The organism is Enterocloster aldenensis (genome assembly GCF_003434055.1).
Lineage (GTDB): Bacteria > Bacillota > Clostridia > Lachnospirales > Lachnospiraceae > Enterocloster > Enterocloster aldenensis.
Map to the genome: position 1 here is coordinate 723,155 of NZ_QVEX01000001.1, position 22,731 is coordinate 745,885.

Below are 22,731 nucleotides of genomic sequence, written 5' to 3' on the forward strand. Positions count from 1 at the left end.
GATTTATCCCAACCCCTCCTGCTTTTTGAGGCCAAGCATGTAGAGCCCAAGCTCCTGCTCGGTAACCTTTGGCGTGTTGCTAAGGGCGCCCACCACCTTTCCCTTATGCATGACAAGAATCCGGTCACTCAGTGAAATCAGCTCATTTAAATCCGCCGATGATAAAAGGATGGCCTTGTTGTGGCTGCGCATTTCCAGAATCTTGGAATGGATGAAGGAGATGGCCCCCACATCCACGCCCCGGGTTGGCTGGTTCAGCACCAGCAGGTCGCTGGGCGCCTTAAATTCCCTTGCCACGATGGCTTTCTGGATATTTCCGCCTGACAGGCTTCCGATGGACTGGTTTTCATCCTTTGTCTTGACCATGAACTCCTTAATCTGTTCCTGGCAGTGTTCCTCTACCCTGCCCGCCTGGACCATGCCGAACTTGTTGGCAAAGGTATCGATATTGGAGACAATCAGGTTTTCCTGAAGGCTCATCTCAGGGGCGCATCCTTCAATCATACGGTCCTCCGGCACATGGGACATGCCGTTCTTACGGATGTTGGTAACGGATTCGTGGGTAATATCCCTGCCGTTCAGGGATATCTTCCCCTCCAGGGCCCGCATATTGCCTGTTATGATGGAAATCAGTTCGCTCTGCCCATTGCCCTCCACGCCGGCAATCCCCACGATTTCCCCTTTGTGCACCTCAAGGCTGACGCCTGAAAGCTTGGGGATCTTGAACTTGTCCACATATACCAGGTTCTCCACCTTTAATACCGGTTCCCCCGGCTTCACATCTTCCTTATCATATTCAAAGGATATCTCCCGGCCAACCATCAGGTTGGATATGTCTTCCTCCGACACATCCCTGGTCAGATATGTACCCTTGGTAACCCCGCCCTTAAGGACCGTGATCCTGTCGCTGATGCGCTTCACCTCGTTGAGCTTATGGGATATGAAAATAATGGTCATGCCCCTGCTTTTCAGTTCCAGCAGACGTTCAAACAGCTCCTCTGTCTCCTGGGGCGTCAGCACGGCGGTGGGTTCGTCCAGGATGATCAGCTTGGCGCTGCGGTAAAGGATTTTCAGGATTTCCAGCTTCTGCTTCATCCCCACGCTCATATCCCTGACCCTTCTGGACGCGTCAATCTCAAAGTTATACTTTTTTGCCACCTCATCCGTAATCTGGATGTCCCGTTTTTTGTTGGATACAAAACCTGTCTTATCCAGTCCCAGCATCATGTTCTCCGCCCCTGTCAGGGAATCCACCAGCATGAAGTGCTGATGCACCATGCCGATGCCGTGTTCAATCGCCTCTTTACTGGACTGCAGCTTCAGCTCCCGGCCCTTCATGTAAATGTGGCCGGAGGTAATGCTCTCCAGGCCGTAGAGCATTTTCATCAGCGTGCTTTTACCGGCCCCGTTCTCCCCCACCAGCGCATGGATCTCACCCTCGTCCACCGTGAAATTCACATTGTGGTTGGCAAGCACGCCGCCTTCATAAATCTTTGTTACGTCCTTTACTTCCAGCAAATGTTCCATCAGTTTCTCCTTTCCGCCTCTTCCCGCTCCCGCGGATTTCCCTGATGCACCACCTGGTCCCGGACTTTTGCCAGGTGTCCCTCCCGGTCCCGGATTACCCTCAGGCAGTGCTCCAGATTACCGGTGACCACGGTCATGCTGCAGCCAAGCATCAGGTTCACCGGCAGGTCAAAATCCTCCACCGTAAATCCGTTTGCGTCTGCCCTGGCCCCCACCTTTTCAAGCATGGTCCGCCCGTCATCCAGATAGCCATATATCTTTTTCCCAAGGGCATAGGCATATCCGATTTCAAAGCAGGTCCCGCTGTCCGGCTCCATTCCCCGGAAGGTATTAAGGTTGGCCACCACATACTCACAGTTGTCCAGGTAATGGATATTCTTAAGGAATATCCGCTCCCCCAGTGTCTTTCCCTCATCCGCTGCAGCCTTCTGGGCCTGCATCTCGAATCCGTATTTACTGCACAGCTCCTGGTACACAAAATACCGTTTTTCTTTCCAGTCCGGATAAAACACATCAAATCCAGCCACATAGATACGATCCATACACGCTTCTCCCTCTTTCGATACAATCCATACGCACCCTAATGTTCCCTCAGCAGCGCTTCCACTTTCCCGAAGAATTCCCTGGAAAATGCCTCTACGTCCACAAAGAGCGCAGCCTCCATCTCATAATTCCTATCATTACAGCGCAGCACGTTCTCCGTTGTCTTGCCTGCCTGTGGCCCCTCTGTAAAGCACATCATATGCATGGGTATGGTGGTCAGGATCTCCGGATGGACCGCAGCCACCGCAGCCAGCGGGTCATGAAGCCCGCAGCCGCCCAGATACGGATGGAACTTCTGGTAAGCGCCCAGATAATGCTTCAGCGCCTCGTACAGGAACAATGCGCTCTTAGTTCCGATGTCATGCCAGCGCTCATGGTCCTCAAAGCTGAACAATGTCTTGCGTGTCACATCCAGCCCCACCAGCACAACCGGCAGCTTTGAATCCAGCACCTCGGCCGTGGCCGGGATGTCCAGCCTCACATTGGCCTCACTGAGGGCTTCCGTATACGTCCCTGTATTCCCGGGGGAAGCAATGGCCCCTCCCATCACATAGACCGCCCCTGCTTTCACCGCCGTGGCGCTGTCTTTCCTCAGCACCCTGGCAATGTCGGTAAGAGGACCGCTTGTAACCCAGTACAGTTCCTGACCGTACCGCTCAATCATGCCAAGGATGAAATCCGTGGCTTCCCCGGGCTTTGCCCCGGAATGATCCTCAGGACTGCTTGGTCCCAGCACGCCCCCAAGCCCCTCACATCCGTGAAAACGGCTTCCGCCGCTGTAATCATTGGGAATGCCGCTTAAGGGCGTCTCACTTCCCATGACCACAGGGATATCCTCCCTGCCAAACAGCTTAAGCACTGCCATGGTATTCCGGTACACATTGCCGATATGCCCCATGCCGTAGGATACGGTTATCCCCACCACCTCGCATTCCTTTTGCGCCAGAAGGTAGGCAATGGCCAACGCGTCGTCGATTCCTGTGTCACAGCTGTATAATATCTTTTTTCCCATGTTAAACCCCCGGTTCCTTCGATTCTTTATTTCCTCTTATGGCATCCGCAGCCGGACCGCTCATGCCTTCCTCACACTGCGCTCAAATATGTGAAGTCCTTTGCTGGCCCCGCTGCCCAGCACAGTGGAATTGCCCAGGCAGGCCTCTCCTGCCTCATACCGTTCCATGTCCGAGCGTTTCACCAGATAACCGGTCACGCGCACCACATCGGAATTGCTGGAGTAAAATGAAAAATACCGCATCCCTTCTTTGAACGCTCCCTTTATGATATCCAGCACCGCCCCGGGATTCTTCTTTGCGGTTTCCTCAAAGGGAAACAGTTCCCCGATTCCCGCTGCAAAATGCTTCTGGGTCCTGGCGGTAAACAGAAGCTGCTCCGGCAGGGCCGGTTCCTCCCCCACCGGTATCCTGGTGTTGGGGGTCACCCCGGTATCCGTGGAAATCCCCACCTGCCCGTGCATTGCGAAACTGCCGTATCTGGGCTTATAGGCAGACACCTGGTCATGGATCCGGTCCAGGACCATGAGCGCGAAGTCCTCTGCCTCCCTGCCATGACCGTAGCGTTCTTCAGGCTTATCAAGCTTTTGCACCGTGTTCACGCACTCAGCCAGCCCCACCAGCCCGAACATGCCCACGAACCTGTCTTTATGGATCAGGCCTTCCTGGCTGAGGAAGGTATTCTCAAGGAACCGCGCCTCCTCAAATATGTATGTATCCCGTTTGTCCATCTGCTCACACTGGGCGGCCACTGCTGCCGGCAGCAGTTCATTAAGGAAATGCTCCCTGTCCACTGCCGCCTCCCCAAGGGCCCTCATATTAAGCCTTCCAAGGGTCAGGCCGCCCCCGCCGATGGGAAGGGCGTTATAACAGCTCACAATCGCATAATCCGGCCCCCAGTCAGCCGCATACATGGCATCGTTGACAAAGCTGGGCTTTGCGGTAATAAGGCCTGTCTCAATGGCCATGCAGGCAAAATCATCCGTGGTGTGCCCATTATAAATCAGGGACATGTTGGGCACCGGACGCTGCATCTGCGCGGACAGCTCCAATATAAGCCTTCCTGCCTTTGTGTCATAAGGTCCGATATCCGCATGGCAGAAGGAATCGCTGATGGTGCGGTCCACATGGGTCAGGAAAATACGGATGGCGTGTCTGGCCTCCTCCTCATCCCTTACAAAAGGCTCCAGCAGCCTGTCAATGTGGCCGATGTACACAGGTCCCCCGATAACGGAAGGCACATGCCTGTAAAGGATTAAAAGGTTGGAAACCGCGTCCCATATGTCCTCAGGCGGTTCCAACATCAGGAACCTGCTGCCCTGCTTCATGAATTTATCATAGTCAGGAAGCACGTACCTTGGGCGGTAAGGCGCATTGCCCTCCCCCATGTCAAATATAATTCCCTTATCCGCAAACCACCGTGCCTCCCTGCTAAGAGGCACCGGATCCGGCGTGTTCTCGGCCGCCTGCGCCAGGGCCGTCAGCCTCTGGGGATATGTAAGCCTTGGATCTGATAATATGCCTTTGATGGTTTCTTCGATTCCCTGTGTCATGAATAATCCTCCTAATTAAAGTACAGCCTCCTGGACGTCCTACCGCTTCTCACTGCCGCGGATGATCAGCCTGGTCCGCAGCATCACTTCCCTGCGGCGCTTTTTAGCAGCCGGTCCCTTCATGCGGTCAGTCAGAAGCCCGAAGGCAATCTCCCCCATCTCCTGCATGGGCCTGTCCATCACGGTAAGCTCATATCCAATGGAATTGAGAAGGGAGATGTCATCAAATCCCACCAGCCCCAGATCCTTGCCGGGCAGTAAGTTATGCTCATTCATAAAGCGGATGCAGCCCAGGGTGCACGAACTGCAGGTTGCCAGCACGGCCGTGGGAGGATTGTCAAGCCTCTGGAAGGCCTCGCATGCCTGGTATCCGCTTTTCTCATCAAAATCACCCGGGTAGATATATTCGTCCCTTATCTCCAGTCCATGGTCCTTCAGGCACTGTATGTATCCCTCCAGCCTTGTCCTGCCCTTTTTCACCACTTCCGGGCAGGTGATGATCCCTATATCCCGGTGTCCTGATTCAATCAGCAGTTCCACGCCGTCATACACTACTTTTTTATTGTCAATCAGTACAATATCAAAATCGCCCTCCTGGAAGTCCCTGTCAATCAGGACCACCGGGATCCCGGACTCTTCCGCGTTCCACAGAAGTTCCTCGGTCCGGATATCCGGTTCAATGACCGGAAGCAGCAGGATTCCCGACACCCGGTGTTCCATGGCCTGGGCTACCGCATTCCGCTCCCGTTCCTTGTCCTCGGAGGTATTGAAAAACAGGATGCTGTATCCCTGCATGGCTGCCTGTTCTTCTATGGCATCCAGCACATTGGCAAAAAACGGATTGAGCCTGTTTGACATAATCACGGCAATCATGGAAGTGTCATTGCGCGTCAGGCTTCTGGCCACTGCGTTTGGCCTGTATCCATTCTCTTCTATTACCGCTTCAATCTTTTTGCGGGTTTCATCCTTCACATAACCTTTGTTATTAATCACACGTGATACCGTTGCAACCGAAACCCCTGACAGCTTTGCAATATCGGATATTGTCATATCAGTCCCTCCCCCTTCTGCTGGATTTTATATTTACAGCTATCACTATGGCCTGTTTTGTGATAGCGTTTACATATGTTACCGCTTACACATTTCTGTTGAAAATCGTCCCCCTCCTGCGATTATCCTGAATAAAATGGTAGTTATGGGACTATTTTCAATCAATTTGGCGAATTCGGCAACTTGCTCCTGTAAATAGGTAACCGCTTACATATTTTCAATCATGATTCTAGCACAGTTTGCGGTTTTATTCAATAGCAATTATGCATTTTGTATATTTTTTTCATGTGCCGGCCCTGATTTTTACCCAATCCACAACATTGTACCGGCCCTTATGCCTGATTGGCAATCCATATATGCCCCCTGCATGCGCCAGGGTGTGTCCGGAAATCATGTCGGGCCGGCCGTCGGGATATCATGTCGGAGCGGCCGGGTCGGGATATCATGTCGGGCCGGCCGTGCCGGGATATGGGGCCACGGTCATATTCCAGCCCGGACCATCATAAGATTAACATAGAAGCCCTTTATATGGGGCCCCTTGTCAGGAGGCGGTATATCATGAAATTCATCGACATGCTTAAGAAGCATTTACATATCAGTACCAAGACTGTCATCTATCTGGAGATGACAGCCCTCAGCGCGCTGTGTCTCAGCATCTTCCTGTACAGGACAGACTCAGGCCAGGCCGTGATGAGCCAGGCTGCCAGGCTTGCAGGTTATATCAATCCCCTGGAGGACGCAGGCACCCCCGGCCAGGACAATGGGAAGGAAAAGAAAAAAGAGTACATTAAATGGGTGGAGTTCCATGTGACCGCGGAGGCCATGAACCAGGCCTTCCGGTATGATGTGGATACCTGCCAGGCGGAAAGGCACCTGAACTGGGTGGACCTTTTGGCTTATCTCGGCGCCAGGTACGGGGGTGATTTCAGCAAATATAAGCCGGAGCATATGAGGGCTGTGGCTGAGAAGCTGAAGACCGGTGAGACCACCATGGAAGAATTGACAAAAGACATGAAATACTACGCTTATTACAGGGAAGCCTACGGCGCCGTGTTAGACGGCATGGTGGGCCAGTTCCAGGCCGAAATACCGGCCAGCGAGGCGCCTGCGGCCTATCTCCCCTCAGGAGTGGCGGGAGGCGCTCCCGGGGACCCTGCCACTGTCTGGGTGACAAAGTACGGGCTAAAGGCATTTTCTCCCATTGCAAAGGGATTTCCCTACAGTGATTTTGATGATTTCGGGGTATCCAGAAGCTATGGCTTCAAGCGCCAGCACCTGGGACACGATATGATGGGGCAGGTGGGCACGCCTGTGATTGCAGTGGAATCCGGCTACGTGGAAGCCATGGGCTGGAACCAGTATGGCGGCTGGCGGCTGGGCATCCGCAGCTTTGACCACAAACGCTACTACTATTACGCCCATCTGCGCAAGAACTATCCCTACCAGTCAGGCCTTAAGGAAGGATCCGTGGTCCAGGCAGGGGATGTGGTGGGGTATCTTGGACGTACCGGATACAGCAGGACGGAGAATACGAATAATATTGACGAACCCCATCTCCACTTTGGGCTGGAGCTGATATTTGACGAATCCCAGAAAGAGAGCAACAATGAGATATGGGTCAGCTGCTATGAACTTGTAAAGTTCCTGAACATGAACCGCAGCGAGACAGTAAAAGTGGAGGGCACCAAGGAATGGAAGCGTCTTTACCAGACAAAGGATCCCCTGGCGCCCGCCACGCCTTCCGAGGCAGCGCCTCCGGCGCCGTCAGCCTCACACGATGAATAGGGGGGCGTCTTCCGCTATCCCATCAGGGTCTTCACCACATCCCGCAGCAGGGTATCCCCGCCCACATTCCCCGGGAAAATAATATAGGGGATGCCCGGGAACCTGCTTTCCGGCCCGGTCCGCCACACAGGCACGCCGGGCCCTATCTGCCCCTGGACCCAGGCCCGTTTCACATGAAGGGCCTTTGTGCCCACATCGCTGGAGGTAATACCTCCCTTTGCAACAATGAACCCGGGAGCTGTCCTTAAGCGGCCTGCCAGCTGCTGTACTGCCTCCGATATCCGGACCGAACGTTCCAGCGCCTGTTCCGGCGTATCGCCTTTTACGGACAGTAGGCGGCGTTTGGTATACACGGCAACGGTCATCCCCTGGCGGATGTATGCCTCCTCCTGTTTGACGACAGAATTAATCTCTTCTTCCATGGCGGCATCATCCGTCACCTTGTCTGAGTCAAACTCAATCAGACGGATTCCCGGCACTTCCTTTAGCGCTTCCAGCTGCGCCGTGGTTTTCTGCGTATGGGACCCCACCAGGATCAGGCCGCCTGACCGGCTGCGGCTTCCCATGACCTCTTCACCGGTAAGAATCCCCCGGTCCTCCACTGCCCCAAACTCCTTTAAAAAACCGGCCGCCGTCCGGAACAGGAACCGTTTTCCCCGTCCCATTGCCCGGTAAAGCGCAATGCAGAACACCTTCAGGTCCAGCGGCGTCAGGGCGTTCACCACTATTTTCCCAAAACCGGCCGCCGACATCAGCTGCCGCTCCACCCCGTCTAAATCCATGGCCCGCAGCTGCGCCACGGATATGCAGGTCACATCCTCTTTTTTGTATGCGCCCTTGGTTTTTTCCTCAATATATTTCCTTAAATCCGAGGCTTGGTAACCAAAGGTCTTATCCTTTGCAAATTCCGTCATGCCGGCCGGGACCAGCCAATCCCCTTCTTTCACATAATGCACATTCCCGTATGTATACCTGCCGCCTTCACTGAAAAACGGGCAGAACACCTCCCCGTGGATTTCCTCTCCGGTACAGGATTCCAGCGTCTCCTTAAGCACCTCGGTTTCCAGGGGATAATGCCCCCTAAGGGTAGAGTCCCCCCTGCTTACCACCGCAAACCCAATTCCCAGTTCTTTCCCTGCCGACGCCAGCTCCCGCCCGATTTCCCGGTGCACCTGCCGGGTCCGGTCCGGGCAGAAGCTTCTGGAATTGGTCAGGAGGAAAAACATTTTCCCCGGTTCCAGGAATCCCTGGCGGATGCTGTCCCGGCTCCAATCCGTATACACAGGAACATCATGTACGGTCTGCACCCCTGTGGGGTCGTCATCCAGGACAATGATTTTATGCCTGTCCTTCTTTGCCTCTTCCTTTAAGTAAAGCCGGATGGCCTGGGAATCCAGGCCATCCTTCCAGGGTAAATCATCATAATATAACTGCTTATCCATATCCGTCTCCTCCTCTATGGGGCTGTCTCCTGATTTTTCTTTTTCCTTTCCTTCAGCTCACTGCGCATGGAAAGCACCACCATGACTGCTGTCAGGATAAAGAACACCAGGGCAATGGGGGATGACAGGATGGGAAGGAAACTGCCCTCGGTGCGCATCAGGGAGCGCCGTACATTTTCCTCCAGCAGGGGCGCCAGGATGAATCCCACCACCATGGGCGCCAGCGGGTATTCCCAGCGCTTAAGGATATACCCCACCAGCCCGAAGATGACCATGACCAGTATGTCAAAAATACGGTTGTTGGCTGAAAATGAACCCACAAAGCAGCATGCAATCACCACAGGCAGCAGATAGGAGCCCGGAATGCTTAAAACCTTGGAAAACAGCGGGAGCCCCAGAAGTTCCGATACCATCATCACCAGGTTTGCGATTATAAATGCCGCAAAGAGCGCATAGACCAGGGCGGCGCTTGTTTTAAACAGCAGCGGGCCCGGGGTGATGCTGTGGATCTGGAATCCGGCCAGCACCATGGAGGTGGCGTTATCCCCAGGAATGCCCAGGGTCAGAAGGACAATCAGGGCGCCTCCAATCGTGGCATTGTTGGCTGTTTCCGAAGCCACGATGCCGTCCATTATCCCGGTCCCGAATTTCTCCGGATATTTGGAACGTTTTTTACAGAACGCGTAAGCCAGGAGATTGGAGGCATTCCCTCCGATTCCCGGAAGCATCCCCACTGCCAGGCCGATAAAAGCTGCCGGGATGGCATTTTTCAGCTGATATACAAATTCCCTGAAGCTTAACCCGAATCCCTTAACCCTGGCAGCCGGCGCCCTCTGGATGGACGTGGGGCCCTTGGCAGCGGTATCTATTATCTGGGATACGGCAAAGGTGCCGATGAGCAGCGGGACCAGGTTGAATCCAGCAGCCAGGCTGGATATACCGCCCGTGTACCTGGTATAGGAACTGAGGCGGTCAATGCCCACAAAGGAAAACCCAATGCCAAGGAGACAGGACAGGAGTCCTTTATTGATATTCCCTGCCGAAAGCCCCGACACGGTGGTAAGCGCAAACAATATGACCGCAAAATACTCATAGGGCCCAAACTTCAGCGCCACCCCTGCAATGGCCGGCCCCAGATAGGTCAGCACCAGGGCGCTGAATATACCGCCCACGAATGAAAAAACAATGGCGGTCCCCAATGCCTTGCCTGCCTCCCCTCTCTGGGCCATGGGATAGCCGTCAAAGCAGGTGGCAATGGATGAGGGTGTTCCGGGAATCCCAAGCAGGATTGCTGAGATCAGTCCCCCTGAAAGGCCGCCCACATAGATAGCTATCAAAAATGCAATGCCGTTAACCGGTTCCATGCCAAATGTAATGGGCAGGAACAATGCCAGCGCCGTAAATGCCGATAACCCCGGTATGGCGCCAAAGACAATCCCGGCAACCACGCCTCCGATAATGAGAAACAAGGTGGCGGGATGGAGCACTGCCATAAATCCTTCAATAAGCTGCATAATCTCCTCCTTATCCTAATAATCCGGCGGGAAGGAAAATGCTGAACGCACGATAAAACAGCTGGTAGATAAATATAGGCGCCACGATTGACAAGGCCGCTGTTATCAGGATTCCCTTCCTGGACTTCAAACTTTTTTCAGGCAGAAGCAGCAGGATCTGCACCATCAGATAGAAGGCAGTCATGATGATGAAGCCCACTGTCTGTACCAGCAGGGCATAGGCAAACAGGATTGCCATGGTGGCTGCCGCCCTTATGCTTATGCCCCCCTTTTCCCCATCCCCATGTTCCTTCTTCTCCTTTTTCAGGCCTCCCGCCACCTGTACCACGGCCAGAAGTCCCATGAGGACAGCCACGGTCCTGGGGAAAAACTGGGGCCCCATGGCGTCATTGGTGGTGACAACAATGGCATAAGAACCTGCATACAAAGCAACTGCAATGAGAAAAAATATCACGCCTGATAGTATTTCCTTTTTGTTATGTGACATTTTGCCTCCTTCCCAGACCTATTTGCTGCTGGTTGCCAGGAACTCGTCCTTATAGGGCACCAGTGTTTCCTCATAGAATTTATCAGCATACTCCTGGGCGTCCTTCTTGGCAATGTATTTGACCGTCAGGTAATTCTCTTCCATTGTCTTTACAAAATCCTGGTCCTTTGTCACCTGCTCCAGGGCATCTGACAGGATATCCACGATTTCATCCGGGGTATCCGGGTGTACGCCCAGCCAGAACCATTTGCTGCAGTCAATATCCTTTAACCCATATTCGGATGGCAGGGGCACGTCCGAAAGCAGTTCATTCTTTTCACTTCCCAGCAGGCAGAGCGCCTGGAATTCCCCTGTTGCAAAATAATCCTTTGCCAGTGCATAAGCCAGGACCGCCGTATCTGTCTGCTGTCCTAAAAGGGCTGTCATCTTGGCTGCATTGTTCCCAACGTCCATGGGTTTGAATTTTGCATCCCACTCCGTGTTCATGGCAATGCCGTATACCTGGTTGGCGGCGCCGATCTTCATGCCATACTCAATGGTGCCCGGGGCTGCCTGGGTGCGTTCCACCAAGTCCTTGATGTCCTCATAACCAGAAGCCTTATTGGCAACCAGGACCGTTGTATTGTCAAACAGCGGAATCCCTACGGTCTTAAAGCTGTCAATCACAATATCCGTTGTCCCCATCATGTTAGGGATATACGCATCCAGCCCGTTAATGACCATGGTATACCCATCCGGCTCACTGTCCAGGACCTGCTGCATGCCAAGGATGGTTGCACCGCCCTCCACATTGGTCACCACAACATTCACACCCAGGTATTTTGAAAGATACTGTGCAATGACGCGGGTATTGTAATCCGTGTCCCCTCCCGCCTTTACAGGGCATATGATCTGAATGGGCTTTTTAGGGAAATCCGCCCGGGCTGCGGTCCCGCCTTCCTCCTTTGGGCTGCCGGTTCCTTCTGCTTCCTTGTTCTCACTGGCTGGATCTGCTTTTTCCCCTGCCCCGGTTCCTGCCGCTGTTTCTGCGGATGTTGCCTTTGCAGGTCCGTTCCCCGCGCATCCTGCCATGGATATTGCCATGGCTGCTGCCAATGTGACTGCCACGATTTTTTTCTTCATAGTCTCAATCTCCTTCTCCTTGTGATTTATTCCTTGTGATTTATGATCAATTCCTGTTTACCGCTGCGGATACGCTTCCCTGAACCGGTCCGTCTGTTCCATTGCCATCTTGCCCAGGGTAGTGGTATCAGACATCATGACTACCATGCTATATCCTTTTTCATACAGTTCCCTGGCCTGCTCAAAGCTTCCTGCCACGGTTGCAAGGAACTTATCGGATTTGAGCACAACCGCTTCCACCCTGCGGATTGCCTCCTGCACCTCCCTGTCCCCCGGATTGCAGAAATGTCCAAAGGAAGTAGCCAGATCCATGGGGCCGATGAAAATACCGTCCAGTCCATTGGTACCCACGATCTCCTCAATATGGTCCACCGCTGTTTTGGTTTCCACGGCCACAAGCACATCCAGTTCCTCATTGGCATAATCCAGATAATCCCTCTGGTTCATGCCATATCCTCCCGCCCTTGGGCTGGGGGCAATCCCCCTGATTCCCTCCAGGGGATACTTGCATGCGCTCACTGCCCTTGCTGCCTCCTCAGCATTGTTTACATAAGGAACCAGTATGCCGCTTACGCCTGCATCCAATATCCGCTTAATTGTCACAAAATCATTCCACGGGGCCCTTACAAAGGGCACTGCCTCATAATGGGAAATGGCCTGCATCTGGCTTATAAGGTTCATTATGTCCCCTGGCCCATGTTCCATATCCACCATCAATATGTCGAACCCGGCCTTTGCCATGATTTCGGCAGTAATGGGACTGGCTGCCTGAAGCCATGCGGCCGACAGCTTCTTTTTCTCCGCCAGCAGCCGTTTTGCCCGGTTGCGGAAAGCTTCTCCTCTTCTCAGCATTTTCATCATCCTCCTGATTCTTACCGGCCAGATACAGGCACCGATGTCTGACCTGGCTTCTGCCTTTATATGAAGCAATTTCCATGCCAATCCCTGAACCGGGACAAAAACCAATCTTATTTATATAACCTGTACAAAAAAGCCCCTTTACTTTTGGCACTAATCCCATATCTTACCCTCCCTCCCCCTTGGGCACTGCCATCCATATCCTCCATAATGTTGCAACATTTTCTTTCATATAAAATATTTCGTTTCATTCCTCCGGAAAATGTGGTATCATGGTAAAAAACAGATGGGAGCATAACCGCTTTCCGGAAAGGAACAGGAAATCATGGTAAAAATAGCCCTTGTGGTGCCCTGTGAAAACTTCATAGCAGATGCCGCCCAGATATTAAGCCAGCACAACCAGTTTCATGAACAGGAGGACTCCGAAACCTATGTCATGGACGAAATCATCATGAACAATTCCGATACCGGACACGTACAGATTGACGCCGACATCATCCTGACCCGCGGCCTTCTGGCCCAGATACTGGCCAACCTTCCGGGCGACATCCCCGTGGTCCGCATATCGGTCCCCACAGCAGATATCCTTCGGACCATCCGCAAATGCACGCAGCTCTACGGGCAGAAACAGATTGGGATCATCGCTGCCGGAAACATGCTGGCAGGCATTACGGGATTAGCCGACCTGTGCGACGCCCCCATCCAGACATACCTGCTCTCCCCCAACTGGAACAACGAGGCCCTGGTGGACCAGGCTGTCCGCGAAGGATGTGAGGTCATCATCGGAGGCCTGAACACCTGCCGGTACGCACAGATGGTACATATCCCCAACATGCTGATTGAAACAAGCAAGGAAGCGTTCTGGGACGCCCTGTCCTCTGCCAAACGGTCCCTGCTCATCTTCCGCAAGGAGCAGGAGAAATCCATGCGCCTTCAGACCATACTGGATATCTCCCACGACGGCATCATCTTCATCGATCCTTCCAGGCGTGTGACCACGGTCAATAAAAAAGCCCAGTCCGTCTTCGGCCTGGACAGCAGCTGCATCGGGAAACGCATCATCGATTTCCCCTTTCCCCTGGAGCTGAAAAACATATTATCCGACAACAACGAGTACACCAATAAAATACTCCAGCATAACCGCACCCTGCTGAGCATCAGCAAAACCTTTGTAAGGACCCAGGCCTTCTTATCCGGTTCCATTGTAAACATCCAGCTGGTCAATGAGATCCAGTCCCTGGAAGGCGATATACGCAAACAGATATATGACAAAGGCCTTGTAGCGAAACTCACCTTTGAGGACATGGTGGGGACCGCCCCTGCAATGGCATCCGTGATCCGCACCGCCAGGAAATACAGCCAGACCAATTCCAATATACATCTTATTGGGGAAAGCGGGACCGGCAAGGAAGTGCTGGCGCAAAGCATCCACAATTCCAGCAGCCGCAGCCTCTGCCCTTTTGTGGCCGTAAACTGCGCGGCCATTCCGGATACCCTGCTTGAAAGCGAACTCTTTGGTTATGTCACGGGAGCGTTTACCGGAGCCCGCAAAAACGGAAAGGCAGGATTGTTCGAGCTGGCCCACACAGGCACCATCTTCCTGGATGAAATCGGCGAGATCCCCCTGCCCCTTCAGGCCAAGCTCCTGAGGGTGCTTCAGGAACGTGAAATCATGAGGGTGGGCGGTGATTCAGTCATCCATGTGGATATCCGCATCATTGCCGCCACCAATCAGAACCTGGAAAGCCTGGTCCGAAACAACCAGTTCCGTGAGGATTTATTCTACCGGCTGGATGTTCTGAGGATAAACATACCGCCCCTGAACCAGCACAGGGAAGACATCCCCCTTCTGGTTTCCAGATACATGAACAGGAACTTCCCCGGCATCATCACGGAGCCTGAAGTCATCCAGTTCCTGTGTCAGTCAGACTGGACCGGCAACATACGCCATTTATTCAATATCTGCGAGCGCATGGCCGTGTTATGCAGCGACGGCCGCATTGACATTGAATGTGCCAGACTGGCCTTTCCTGCCACGGCCTCACCTGGCACACCCGCCTCAGGCACGGCCTCCCTTGTCACGGCTGCCACAGATGCCTCCACGGAGAGACGCCAAATCATGGAGGCCCTGTCCTCCTGCCGCTTCAACAAGGGGCAGACAGCTGCCATGCTGGGCATGAGCCGGTCCACTCTTTGGAGGAAGATGAAGGAGTATCACATAGAGGGATGATCTTGACGGGATAAAAGATGGGCGGATAGAAACATTATTTCGGGATTTAAAGTATACAATTGGTCTGTTGCATTTTCACTCGAAAAAGGTGGAGTATATACTTCAGGAAATCTATGCCAGATTAATAATGTATGACTTTTCTGAACTGATTATCTAGCACGTAGATAGAAAAGAAAGATAGAAAACATGAATACAAAGACAGTTTTTCTGTTGCAGCACACATATGTCGGGAAATTCTATTAGGTAAAAATACTCCTCCTGATATTGAATCGTTTATGTTATAAATAAAACAAGGGCTGAACATCCCAAAAGGAACTTTCAGCCCAGTTATTATCATAGAAAATCGTATTTTCAGACTTTTCTTCACACATTCAAAATTATAGTTTACGTTCTTTTATCATCTTCCACACATTCCTCCCACAATTAAAATATTGTTTATCATCGTTTAAAATATTAATCGTTTTATCCTCCTTAACATTATCTTCACAAACATCTCTTACAAAGTCCTGAAGACAATCCTTAAATAACTCCAATTCTGCATTCTGCAGCAAACGCTTCTGCAAATCTGATAAATCTAAACTCAGATAGAACATATCATCTGTTTCGGTATCCAGGACAAGCTCTCCATTTGTTCTTGGAGACGTTATTAATATTTTTTTTTGACTTAATTTTATCACATCACAAAAACTTGACTGATTAGCATTGTTCTTTATAATCAATAACTCTTGAGGATAAGAAGCTAGCTTAGTGAGTTCATTTGAATCCGTCTTGATTTTTAAAATATATTCAGACGCTCCTGGAATCATCCAAACATATCCATTATAAAAATACGAATCATAAAAATACTTTCCATGTTTCAACTCTAATTCCAAAAAATCCAATTCTACCTTTTCATTACTTATTGGATTCCATTTCAATACTTTATGATAATTATATGGCGTAAACCACATCCATTCTCCATCAAATTCTATAGATGAGAAAGAGGCTACTGGGTATTCCCAAGAATATGCTGACATGGTTCCAGTATCCGTATCTATTTTTACGATGCATTGTGCTTCATATGGATTAAGCCATATTTCTTTTCCCCTCAGTGTGGCACCTGCAAAATTGTGACGTTTAAAATCCCATTTAAAAGAGTCTGGCCAACAAGAAAAGCACTGAACAATTTCCTCTTCCAAGTCAATTCTTAATACTGAAGCCGCATATGCTGGAATAACCCAGGCATATTTCCCCTGTTTAATCGCTGTATAAAATTTAAATAACGTATTCATAATTTGGCATTCTTCAGGTATTTCCAAATATGATATTTCTAATGTTTCAACATTTATCTTTGATATATAATTACCACCTTGAGGAATAAACCAGCAGTCCTTTTCATATGCTACCGCACATCTGTGAATTCCTACTGCCACCGAAGTCTCTTTGCTAAAGGTTTTCAAAAACAAAATTTCTTTAGTCAGGAAATCATACCTAAAAAAGCCATTTATATTATAACCACTAAAATAAAAATATTTTTCTATTTGAACGCCTGCAATTGTTTGTACAAACTCTATCTTTTGAATTGTTGTTAATGGATATATCGGCTTTTGAGTATAACCATAAAGAGATGTCAACGAACTTGTACAATCTCCTATATATGCATCAGAAGTTTGAAAGGCCTGATTGATATTAGGGGTATTATCATAGATTCCATTATCCATATTGGCGAAACGCCTCAAAATCTGTTGATATTTATTTTCTATTTGATAATTCAGAGAATAAATGGTTTCTAAACTTAAAGGATGTGGTCTCCATAATAAAATAACATCTTTTTTATCTTCAAAAATATCCAATATTATACACAATCTTTGAATATGCAATTCAGCTTCGTTCATCAATCCATACAAATGAGTATTCAGCAAAAAGACCTTTTGGCGTTTTAAACTCGTATTTTCTTTTTCTACTTTCACGTCAATCTCCATTCCGTTATTGATAATAAACACGCTAAACCAGAAACCTCATCCGCAGCGTAGACATTACCGTTTATAACGCAGGGTACCCTTTTTGATAACAAATACCGCCTCATCCCCATTCCCTTCATCATTCGCTTTTTCCGCAATCTTATCATATTTTATTTTTCTACTCCGTGGATAAAAATTGCATAATTCCGCATGGGACTTCTCTGTTTTTTTGTAGCCATCACTTATATGCAAAATTCCCCCCTTGGAATCATAATATATCTGCTCCAATACCAATCCAGCGCTATCGCATAAATGCTTCATGCTTTGAGGGGTATACAAATACCAGTGTCTCGGAGCGTCGATTTGACAATAGTCTAATCCAAACAGCTTCCACGAGATCCCACCACACAACGGAATTGATATTATACAAACACCTCTATCTGATAACAAACTATATACTTTCCGCAGTACTTCTAATGGATTCTCCATATGCTCAAATGAATGATTAAAGGTGATACAGTCATAAACCTGGTTATGAATTGAAAATATATCTCCGGAAATAAATTTCCACTTCCTGTCACATGAAGCTATCTCCGGACAATATAAATCAATACCAGTTACATGTTTCCACCCCATATCATATAAAGAATACAACCACCCGCCTGTAGCGCATCCAACATCCAATATTTCTGCCTTTTTTGATAAAAATAAACCATATAGACGTTTAAACTGTATATCTAAATTTTCCAGCCTGACTATATATTTAAAAAATCTTTTTCCTTTCATATGAATAATCAATTCAACCAACAATTTATTACGAAGCCGTATCCCAGTTTCCTTTTCCCGTTGCCTCCTCTTTATAAACGGATTATAATCAGGAGCATACCACCTTGACATATCCTCTATCGGCTCGTTCAACATTAAGGTACCGCAATGTGCACAATGCAAATATGCAAATACATCCCCCTTATTTAATATTCTTTCTTTTACATTGTAGATGATATTTCCATCTATGTTCCCACATATTTTACATCTGTGATTCATAAATACCTCCAAAGCTGCCTTCCAGCTCCTGTTTAATATTTTCCATTTCAGCAATAGACAGGTACGGTATCTGATTGTCCAACCTATCCTTACCTAAAAGTTCTGGCCTGACAGTTGTGTCTTGAGATAACAGACAATTAATAATATATGGCTTATCGTCTTTTATAATAGCAGATAAGCGACCTATATCTTCATATTTGGCTACTTCGAAATACCCAAGATTATATGCCCTTGCAATATATTTAAATTGGGGTTGATAAAAACCTTCAACTGAACCTATATACCGCCTACCATAATACTTTTGATGGATATCACGTATTAGACCTAACGAAAAGTTATTCATTAATATTATTTTTGCAGGTATTTTCCTACTTCCAATTAGGCAGAGTTCCTGTAGGTTCATCTGCACTCCGCCATCACCAGTAAAGCAAATGACTTTTGAAAACAATCCGCTAAAGTAAGCCCCAATACCGGCAGGCAGCGAAAACCCCATCGCGCCAAGCCCACCTGAATTTAATATACGGAATTTATTCACATTTAAACGGAGAGATTGAGCTACCCACATCTGGTTCTGTCCTACATCTGCAGTAAATATTGTATTATCCTCTACAAGTTTTCCAACTTGACCAATAAACCAATTGGGAGAAATCCCCTCTCCATTCAAATTCTGCTCTGAGTATTTCTCTTTCCAAGTTTGAAGCAATTTAAGCCATCCCTGATAATCAGGAAACATAACCGAATTTTTAATTTCACGAATAAAACAATGCATGAATGCTTTTAAATCACAGCATATGGAAATATCACTTTTCACCTTATGATTTATCTCATTTTTATCAATATCAATATGTACAATTCGTGCATGTTTTGCAAATTCCCTATAGCACTTTCCAGTTTGCCGGGTATCCAGGCGGGATCCCAGCACTAAAATAACATCCGCATTTTGTACCGCCAAATTGGCAAACCGATTTCCATAAACCCCTATAAAACCGTAAAAAAAATCATCTTTATGGCTCAACACATCTAATCCCATCAGAGTAACAACGGTTGGAATCTTTAATAATGATATTAACTCGCGAAATATACATATGGTTTCTCTCCCGGATATACCTCCTCCTGCTAACACAACCGGTCTTTTTGCTGTCTTTAAGCATTCTATCGTCCTTACTATACCTATCTTTATATCAATAGCACCATTAAATCCCTCATCTTCAATATGTTTATAGTGCCTTATCACATCTGTTTCAACTTCCATTCCCTGTACATCAACAGGTACATCAATCAGAACCGGTCCCGGCCGTCCATGAGTTGACAAGAAAAAGGCTTTTTCCAATTCATAGGCTATATCTTCTGGCTTCATAATAATAGTGGCATACTTGGTGATGCTATTCACAATTTTAGTAATACTAATTTCCTGAAAACTTTCCTGACGAATCTTTTCAGTCTTACGCATAGCATATGTACAAACTTGTCCGGTAATAAAAATCACCGGTATCGAATCGCAAAATGCATCAGCAATTCCCGTTATCAAGTTAGTTGCTCCTGGTCCGTTGGATGCGATTGCCGCTCCTACCCCCTCATTAGATACCCTTGCATATGCGTCTGCGCATAATGCAGAGGCCTGTTCATGATAATTCTGAATATAGTTTATATTAGGATTTCTCGCAACTGAATCTATTAAATGTGTCACAGAGCCCCCCTGATACCCAAAGATATGCTTTATACCTACAGACGCTAAAAAATCAATTATATAATCTGATACTAACATTCTCTACCTCTTTTATTCCGCTCCAAATCTGCTGTTGGTCAAAAATCGGATTTTATAATATCTTGAAAATTCATCTACTATTTTCCTATAAATATAGCATTCGCGTTCTGTTGCATAAGTCCCATCAAAACCTGCAATATTAACACTGAAATTAATCTGGTATTTATCTTTTAATACAAACAAAAGATTTAAAAATAAAATAACCGTATCATTTGCCAATATTCTTTCTTTGTATACAATATCCTTCAAATTAACTTCTATAATATCTGCTGTGTCTTCCTTAATATCCCAATCTGTCCGGCTAAGAATAATTTTAGGTATATTCATATTATTCTTCACTTTATTTAAATGCATCGGGCTATTTAAGAAAGCATAGCTTCTTATTGAATAATCTGTAAAATTTCCTGCATAGTGCCCATTCATAAATACCATCACTGATTCATCAAATATCATTTTCTTTATTTCGTTAATATACCCTGATACGCTTGACCCCCCAGCAATAATAAAAATATCTTTTCCATTGAATATCTCCGACAGGAATTCAAGGTTATTCCTACTATTCTCTTTATCATAAGAATGTACCATGCGATATACATCATCTAATTTGTTAATGTCACCATTCATTGGACACATGTAATAAAATAAACGCCTCTCTTCGGCTGTTAAATTGCCATAATAATTTAGCAAATTACTAATTACCAGGGATGCTATCCAACGATCTGCAATAGCAGCCGTTAAATGATTACCTGACCAGGAAAACTTGGACTTAAATATCTTAACATATCTATCTGTTAAAGCACATAACATTTCTATATCATAGGGATAGCCCCTTTTCATTAATAATTCCGAAGCCTCCTCTGTACAAAGATTCCCCGCGCCCATCCCTATTCCTCCTAGCGTGGCATCCAGTATAACCGTGCGTTGGGATTCGCCAAACATGGCAATAAGCAGTTCTGCAAAATGTAATGTTTTCCCTTTATTATTGTGTCCATGGAAGTCAATTGCAATCCCTTCATCCAAACCTGATTCTATCTTTTTAAAAATATCAAGAAATGGCCCATCCTCCATATCTCCGTATGTATCCACAACCGACACGGCAAATGGATGTATTTCATTCATTACGTTGATATAACTCATTAATTCTTCATCTGAATATGCCATTATATTAATAGCCTGGACATAAAGGTCAAATCCATTCTCCTTTATCAAAAGCATTGTCGGGATTGCTTCCTCTAATTCTTCTTTCAATATTCCTAATCGGATTCCCTGTATCATATCAGAACGCCTTAAGGGTATTGTATGATTCTGCCTTTTAAATAATACAAATTCCAGATATGCTACATAATACCCATTTTTGTTTAAAAACGGAGCCATCTCCTCCATTTCCCGAAACAGCGTAGTATTAACCCTGAATACCCCGTCAGCAATATACCACAAAAAGCCTATTTCAACTATATCAATTCCTGCATTTACTAATGAATTTGATATAAATTAGTTGATTGTCTTGAAAAATGCTTGATTTACGGGCATATTCGCAGGTTTGCAGATTGATTTTACTACTCATTTACTACTTTTAACGAATTGAGCCTTGATATGCAAAAGCACCTGCGAAGCTGCCGGATAAACCACTACACCACCTTACGCGGCACGTCGAAAAGAAAAAATAAAATAAGCACCACCTATAAGGCGGCGTTTCTCACTCCCACACAGGAGAACAGGAACGCTGCTTTTTTTATGCCCTCATGTTACGCAGTAAGGGCAAATAAAGCCTTGATTTATGCGGCTCTTAGAGCGCGGAAATGAGAAAGGCAAGGGTTGATACCTTTTCCCTCAAAACCGCGTTTCTACTGCGTAACAAATCCAACCAAAGGAGTGATGAAGCTATGGCAGTTTTCCGCGTGGAAAAGAACAAAGGTTATACGGTTATGAGCAACCACCATTTACGCAACAAGGAACTTTCCCTAAAGGCAAAGGGCTTGTTGTCGCAAATGCTCTCACTTCCCGAAGATTGGGACTACACCCTTGCAGGGCTGTCCCTTATCAACCGGGAAAGTATCGACGCTATCCGCACCGCTGTATGGGAGCTTGAAAAAGCCGGATATATCACAAGGCGGCAGGGACGCGACGAGAAAGGCAAAATGACCGCTATTGAGTACACCATTTACGAACAGCCACAGCCCCCGGCATTGGATTGTCCGGTATTGGAAAATCCAACAGCGGATAAGCCGATATTGGAAAATCCGACACCGGATAACCCGACGTCGGAAAATCCAACGCAATTAAATAAAGAGATACAAAAAACTAACTTACCAAAAAAAGAAAAATTAAATACAGATATATCAAGTACCCATTCCATTCCTTTCCATTCCCTAAATCCCTCTCCCTTAGAGGACGCGGCACAGCTGCCGGAACGGAAGCGAAAGGAAGCGACAGACGCATACAGCGTGTATGAGGAAATCATCAAGGACAATATCGAGTACGACTATCTGATACAGGACAGATACCTTGACCGGGACAGGATAGAGGAAATCCTTGCCCTTATTCTTGAAACCGTCTGCACCAAACGAAGAACAATCCGTATCGCCGGGGACGACCACCCGGCAGAGCTTGTAAAAGCAAAATTTATGAAACTGAACAGCGAACATATCCGCTTTGTACTGGACTGTATGCAGGAAAACACCACCAAAATCCGCAACATCAAGCAGTACATGAAAGCTGCCCTTTTCAATGCTCCGTCTACGATTGGCAGCTATTACACGTCCCTTGTATCTCACGATATGTACGGCGGGCGCACTATCCAGTCGGCAAGAAGCAAGGGCATACCCGATTACACCTGCAACGAGGGCGAAAGCCTGTAAACC

At 47.9% G+C, this 22,731-nt stretch carries 17 protein-coding genes; 3 read left to right on the forward strand and 14 right to left on the reverse strand.

Annotated features, from left to right (window positions below; translation table 11 throughout):
• Positions 1-3: 3 nt before the first annotated feature.
• From DWX59_RS03315 to DWX59_RS03335, 5 genes are read right to left on the reverse strand one after another with little or no spacing between them, the layout of a single operon-like run.
• Positions 4-1,527, reverse strand: a complete 1,524-nt coding sequence (locus DWX59_RS03315; protein ID WP_207660393.1) for an ABC transporter ATP-binding protein — start codon at positions 1,525-1,527, stop codon at positions 4-6.
• Entirely contained in the window at positions 1,527-2,069 is a 543-nt protein-coding gene (locus tag DWX59_RS03320; protein ID WP_227116430.1) for a nucleoside 2-deoxyribosyltransferase, read from the reverse strand. The genes DWX59_RS03315 and DWX59_RS03320 overlap by 1 nt, the downstream gene beginning before the upstream one ends.
• Positions 2,070-2,107: 38 nt before the next feature.
• The gene (locus DWX59_RS03325; protein ID WP_117556215.1) at positions 2,108-3,082 is read right to left on the reverse strand and encodes a nucleoside hydrolase; all 975 of its coding nucleotides are present in this window, start codon (positions 3,080-3,082) and stop codon (positions 2,108-2,110) included.
• A 60-nt stretch (positions 3,083-3,142) separates the two neighbouring features.
• Positions 3,143-4,633 carry a YjjI family glycine radical enzyme gene (locus tag DWX59_RS03330; RefSeq protein ID WP_117556217.1) on the reverse strand — a complete coding sequence of 497 codons (1,491 nt, stop codon included), beginning with the start codon at positions 4,631-4,633 and terminating at the stop codon, positions 3,143-3,145.
• A gap of 39 nt (positions 4,634-4,672) precedes the next feature.
• A complete protein-coding gene (locus DWX59_RS03335; RefSeq protein WP_117556219.1) occupies positions 4,673-5,683 on the reverse strand; it encodes a LacI family DNA-binding transcriptional regulator in 1,011 nt (336 codons plus the stop codon).
• Positions 5,684-6,241: 558 nt separating this feature from the next.
• On the opposite strand from DWX59_RS03335, the gene DWX59_RS03345 reads away from it, so the two are divergent.
• Positions 6,242-7,468 carry a M23 family metallopeptidase gene (locus DWX59_RS03345; protein WP_117556223.1) on the forward strand — a complete coding sequence of 409 codons (1,227 nt, stop codon included), beginning with the start codon at positions 6,242-6,244 and terminating at the stop codon, positions 7,466-7,468.
• Between the two features lie 14 nt (positions 7,469-7,482).
• On the opposite strand, the gene DWX59_RS03350 is transcribed toward DWX59_RS03345, so the two are convergent.
• Genes DWX59_RS03350 through DWX59_RS03370 form a run of 5 tightly spaced genes read right to left on the reverse strand, consistent with a single transcriptional unit; the run spans position 7,483 to position 12,885 of the window.
• Positions 7,483-8,910, reverse strand: coding sequence for a four-carbon acid sugar kinase family protein (locus DWX59_RS03350; protein ID WP_117556225.1), 1,428 nt, complete (start codon positions 8,908-8,910; stop codon positions 7,483-7,485).
• A gap of 14 nt (positions 8,911-8,924) precedes the next feature.
• A complete protein-coding gene (locus DWX59_RS03355) occupies positions 8,925-10,424 on the reverse strand; it encodes a tripartite tricarboxylate transporter permease (RefSeq protein ID WP_117556227.1) in 1,500 nt (499 codons plus the stop codon).
• A 10-nt stretch (positions 10,425-10,434) separates the two neighbouring features.
• Complete coding sequence (locus DWX59_RS03360; protein ID WP_117556229.1) at positions 10,435-10,911, reverse strand: tripartite tricarboxylate transporter TctB family protein; 477 nt, start codon at positions 10,909-10,911, stop codon at positions 10,435-10,437.
• A gap of 18 nt (positions 10,912-10,929) precedes the next feature.
• Positions 10,930-12,033 (reverse strand): tripartite tricarboxylate transporter substrate binding protein, encoded by a 1,104-nt coding sequence (locus DWX59_RS03365; protein WP_117556231.1) that lies wholly within the window; start codon positions 12,031-12,033, stop codon positions 10,930-10,932.
• 57 nt (positions 12,034-12,090) lie between these two features.
• Positions 12,091-12,885, reverse strand: coding sequence for an HpcH/HpaI aldolase family protein (locus DWX59_RS03370; protein ID WP_117556233.1), 795 nt, complete (start codon positions 12,883-12,885; stop codon positions 12,091-12,093).
• 331 nt (positions 12,886-13,216) lie between these two features.
• On the opposite strand from DWX59_RS03370, the gene DWX59_RS03375 reads away from it, so the two are divergent.
• On the forward strand, positions 13,217-15,121 hold the full coding sequence (locus tag DWX59_RS03375; protein WP_117556235.1) for a sigma 54-interacting transcriptional regulator: 1,905 nt from the start codon (positions 13,217-13,219) through the stop codon (positions 15,119-15,121).
• Between the two features lie 377 nt (positions 15,122-15,498).
• Here the strand turns inward: DWX59_RS03375 and DWX59_RS03380 are convergent, their stop codons facing one another.
• The 4 genes from DWX59_RS03380 to DWX59_RS03395 form a co-directional block, all read right to left on the reverse strand.
• Positions 15,499-17,070, reverse strand: coding sequence for an NHL repeat-containing protein (locus DWX59_RS03380; protein WP_147325743.1), 1,572 nt, complete (start codon positions 17,068-17,070; stop codon positions 15,499-15,501).
• A gap of 66 nt (positions 17,071-17,136) precedes the next feature.
• Positions 17,137-18,105, reverse strand: coding sequence for a class I SAM-dependent methyltransferase (locus tag DWX59_RS03385; RefSeq protein WP_117556239.1), 969 nt, complete (start codon positions 18,103-18,105; stop codon positions 17,137-17,139).
• Positions 18,089-19,870 carry a thiamine pyrophosphate-binding protein gene (locus DWX59_RS03390; RefSeq protein WP_117556241.1) on the reverse strand — a complete coding sequence of 594 codons (1,782 nt, stop codon included), beginning with the start codon at positions 19,868-19,870 and terminating at the stop codon, positions 18,089-18,091. The genes DWX59_RS03385 and DWX59_RS03390 overlap by 17 nt, the downstream gene beginning before the upstream one ends.
• Positions 19,871-19,882: 12 nt before the next feature.
• Positions 19,883-21,307 carry a beta/alpha barrel domain-containing protein gene (locus tag DWX59_RS03395; protein ID WP_117556243.1) on the reverse strand — a complete coding sequence of 475 codons (1,425 nt, stop codon included), beginning with the start codon at positions 21,305-21,307 and terminating at the stop codon, positions 19,883-19,885.
• Positions 21,308-21,753: 446 nt separating this feature from the next.
• Here DWX59_RS03395 and DWX59_RS03400 point away from each other — a divergent pair, with 446 nt between their 5' ends.
• Positions 21,754-22,728: a DUF6017 domain-containing protein gene (locus DWX59_RS03400; protein ID WP_018112837.1), complete on the forward strand. Its 975-nt coding sequence runs from the start codon at positions 21,754-21,756 to the stop codon at positions 22,726-22,728.
• The last annotated feature ends 3 nt before the right edge of the window (positions 22,729-22,731 follow it).